The sequence below is a fragment of the Dokdonella sp. genome (genome assembly GCF_049593775.1).
Taxonomy (GTDB): Bacteria; Pseudomonadota; Gammaproteobacteria; order Xanthomonadales; family Rhodanobacteraceae; genus Dokdonella.
Window position 1 is genome coordinate 1 of record NZ_JBAWHJ010000191.1, and the last position, 3844, is coordinate 3844.

Genomic DNA, 3844 nt, shown 5'->3' on the forward strand with positions numbered 1-3844 from the left:
CCTGCGACATCAAGGATCCCTACGAGATCATCACCTGGGTGACCCCCGAAGGTGGCAGCGGGCCGAACTATCAGAACATGTGATCCGACATACCGTCTGCCGTGGATTCATGCACGATCCACGCGACACTGGAAGCAATTGAACTTCGACCGAATGTGGACATAGGCCACCTCGGGATTCTCAAGCAGTGATTCGCACACCGCGCCTATTTCCTCACCCTTGACGACGCGCGCCGTCTCGTAGCGGATCCAGTCATTGGCATCGTAGCCTCGGACGATGGCAGGATCGAAATGCGTGAACCACGCTGGCAAGTGGTCGCTTTCATAGCGCTCGCAGGATTTGGCATGCAGGAAGATCGGCCCTGTTTCCGCGTAGGGTTGAACCGAATCGAATGGCCGGTACGACAACACCAGCATCGGGCTGCCCTCGGCAATCAAGCCCAGGCAATGACGGCAGGGATTGGCCCCGGCACCGGCCGTCTGCAGCAGTGCGGCTTGTCCGTTCGCATCTGCGCCTCCGTTGCGGATTCGAATGACTTCTTCGTGCGCTATTCCTTCGACCTTCAATTTCATGACCTGGGTGTCCTCTGTCGTTTGCAGGCTGTATTGTCGAGGCCATTCCATCACGGCACGTGCGTCGCTACTGGCCGGATTCGGACCTTGCAGACACGACTTCCGGACCGATGGGGGTCTGTTTCGATCGACCGTGTTCATTGCACATTGCCTGGAAACCGACATGTCCGATGGACCCGGCATGCAACCCTTTGCCACCGGACCGGTACTCATCCCGGGCAGCGCGTTTGCGGCCGCGAGAATGCGATTCGCCTGTTTTCGCCATGAGTTCGAGAGAGGTTGAAAGTGAAGAAGTCCGCTATTCCATGGCAACTGGTCATCTGCCTGACACTGGCCAGCTCGCCACTTCAGGCGGCAGATTTTCTCGTCGACACGCCAGCTGACAGCGTTGACAGCCTTCCTGGCGACGGACTTTGTGCGGACGCACTCGGCACGTGCAGCCTGCGTGCGGCCATCATGGAAACCAATGCGCTTGCCGGCACCGATACCGTGGATATCCCTGCCGGCACGTATTCGCTGACACGGGCGGGCAGCGGCGAAAATGAATCGGTCAGTGGCGATCTCGACATCACTGACGACCTCATTCTCCTCGGTGCGGATGTATCCACCACCATCATTGACGCAGGCGCACTCGATCGCGTGCTGGATCTCCGTTCGGCGCCGATGCGTACGATCGCGGTCCAGGGCTTGACCCTGCGCAACGGACATCTGCCGGCCGGCGCGCCCCTGGTCGACGGTGGTGGCGGGCTCATGGTCGGCATCGGGGTGCAGCTTGGCCTGACCGATGTCGTCGTAGCCGACAATCACATGACCCAGCATACCGGTGGTGTTGCGATAGACAATCGTGGCTGTCTGCAGGCACTTCGCACCCGAATCGTCAACAACACAGACACCGCTGCAACCGGATCCGGATTTTCCAGTTCGGGAGGCGTCTCGACGACTGGTGAGGACAGCTGCCTGGTGCTCGAGGACAGCGAACTCAGCGGCAATCGCGGCGATCAATCGGGCGCCATCCATGTCACTGGAGGAGCTTCAATCATCTTGCGTCGCAGCCTGATAGCCCAAAACGAGGCGCGCTTCTCGGGCGCGATCGAAATCAGCCGCGGTATCGAGGTACGGCTGGAGAACACGACCATCAGCGACAATGCCGGCAACCCGGGTGCCATTCTCAATGACGGCGGCACCATTCTTGTCCTGATCAACTCGACCGTAACCGGAAACCATGGCTCAAACAGCATGGCGGTGGTCGGCGGCATCCAGGACGTGCACGGCGGATTCGGCCTGACTTTCTTGAGCAATACCATTCTTGCGGGCAACGGGCCCGGTTTCTCCGCCGACGATTGCAGCAAAGGGCAATCGCTCGACGGCGGCAACATCATCGGTACGACTGCCGGATGCCAATACAGCGCCCTGCCGGGTGACCAGATCAACGCCGACCCGGGCCTCGGCCCGCTTGCCGACAATGGCGGCCTCTCACGCAGCCATCTGCCCGGCCCCAACGCCATCGACCACGGCGCGGCAGCGCCTTGCCTTTTTCTCGATCAGCGTCGCATCGGCCGGCCACTGGATGGTGATGGCGACGGCATTGCGCAATGCGATGTGGGCGCGGTTGAACTCCGTGTCGATTCGATTTTTGCCGACGGATTCGAGGCGGAATGATCGGAAGTTCCCGGCAGGCTCCGCCAGGTCAGGCCCAGGCGACCAGGATCAGGGCGGAATGTGCCCATGCCAGAGTCATCCCTGGCTGAACGGCGGCACCTGCGAGCGCAGTGCAGGCATTGCGCTCCGGAAGAAACGATATAAACTGTTTACACCGTTTTCTGGTGAAACCCGCATGAGCAAGTCAGCCAAGCCAGCTGCCGCAGCCGGCAGCAAGAAAGTTGCAGGAAAATCGGCTACCACGACCGCCAGGTCAAAGGACGCCACTAAGAAAATCCACAAAGTCGAGAAGAAACCCAAGTCCAAGGCGGCGTCAGCACCTGCCGAAGCACCGAAGCTGCGGGTGAAGCTCGTCCGCGACAGCTTCACGATGCCACGTGAGGACTTCGAGCGAATCGCGCGCCTCAAGGCCAGGGCGATCGAGTTCAAGCGACCAGCAAAGAAGAGCGAACTCCTGCGCGCCGGTCTGCAGGCGCTGGAGAAAATGGATGGCCCGTCCCTGCACGCAGCACTCACCGCGTTGACCCCCATCAAGACGGGCCGCCCGAAGAAGCGACACTAGATCTCATTTCCTGCGGATCCTGCCCTGGGCCCTTGGGCCCACGCGTCTTGCCGTGCATATCAAGAAATTCGATTCCGCTGCCATGACCCGCTTTCGATTCCTCCCTGATCGTCCCCGATTGCGTACGGCATTGTTGATGCTGCCCGTCTGCTTCGCGCTGCTCGCGCTGGCCATGCCGGTATGGATTCATGCGCGCAGCACGCAATGGTCAGAGCCTGAAGCGCCCGCCTCACTGGATTCTGATTCGCACCAGCCGTTCAAGGCTGCGAATCTCGAATGGCTGGATTCTTCGCGCGCGCGCAGGGTTCCCGCGCGGATTTTCTGGCCCGCGGAAACCGGCACAGGGAAGATTCCCTTGGTGATCTTCTCCCCCGGCATTGGCAGTTCACGCGATGGCTATACCTACCTCGGACGCTACTGGGCCGAGCACGGCATCGCCAGCCTGCATCTCCAGCATGTCGGCAGCGATCGCACGCTGTGGCAGGGCAGCATCTTTTCGCTGCTATCAAGATTCCAGAACGCGGCTAGCGACACCGAAGCCATTGCGCGCGTGCAGGATGCCCGTTTTGCCCTCGACCGCCTGCTGGCCAGTCGCCTGGGCCAGCAAATCGCAAGGGACCGAATCACTGCTGCAGGTCATTCCTATGGCGCAAACACGACTTTGCTCGAGTCGGGCGCATCAGTGACTCGCGGAGGAAAAGTCCTCAATTTCCGCGATCCGCGCATTTCTGCGGCCATTCTGATTTCAGCACCGCCGTTCTATGGCGAAGCGGATACAGATTCGATCCTTGCATCAATTGATATCCCGACCCTGCATATCACGACCGAGGATGACGTCATCCGTATTCCGGGGTTTGGCTCTGGCGTGGCCGACCGCAAGGAAATTTTCGATGCGACAGGTAGCGCGCTGAAAGTTCTGGCGGTCTACAACGAAGGCAGCCACAACGTCTTCACTGAACGTCGCTATTTCGATTCGAAACGAGTCGCTGAGGAAGTGAAGGCCGACACCCGGGAACTGTCGCTGGCATTTCTAAAGCAGTTCGATGACGGG

5 protein-coding genes are annotated in these 3844 nt (G+C 60.1%); 4 read left to right on the forward strand and 1 reads right to left on the reverse strand.

Annotated features, from left to right (window positions below):
- On the forward strand, nucleotides 1-83 hold an 83-nt coding region (locus WBP53_RS06720), incomplete at its 5' end, for a 4Fe-4S dicluster domain-containing protein (protein WP_423927212.1).
- Nucleotides 84-107: 24 nt separating this feature from the next.
- On the opposite strand, the gene WBP53_RS06725 is transcribed toward WBP53_RS06720, so the two are convergent.
- Nucleotides 108-572 carry a DUF1203 domain-containing protein gene (locus WBP53_RS06725; protein ID WP_423927204.1) on the reverse strand — a complete coding sequence of 155 codons (465 nt, stop codon included), beginning with the start codon at nucleotides 570-572 and terminating at the stop codon, nucleotides 108-110.
- Nucleotides 573-857: 285 nt separating this feature from the next.
- On the opposite strand from WBP53_RS06725, the gene WBP53_RS06730 reads away from it, so the two are divergent.
- The 3 genes from WBP53_RS06730 to WBP53_RS06740 all read left to right on the forward strand — a co-directional run.
- The gene (locus WBP53_RS06730) at nucleotides 858-2231 is read left to right on the forward strand and encodes a choice-of-anchor Q domain-containing protein (protein WP_423927206.1); all 1374 of its coding nucleotides are present in this window, start codon (nucleotides 858-860) and stop codon (nucleotides 2229-2231) included.
- Between the two features lie 175 nt (nucleotides 2232-2406).
- Entirely contained in the window at nucleotides 2407-2793 is a 387-nt protein-coding gene (locus tag WBP53_RS06735; protein WP_423927208.1) for a hypothetical protein, read from the forward strand.
- Between the two features lie 52 nt (nucleotides 2794-2845).
- Nucleotides 2846-3844, forward strand: a 999-nt coding sequence (locus WBP53_RS06740; RefSeq protein ID WP_423927210.1) for an alpha/beta hydrolase family protein, incomplete at its 3' end; no start/stop codon positions are given.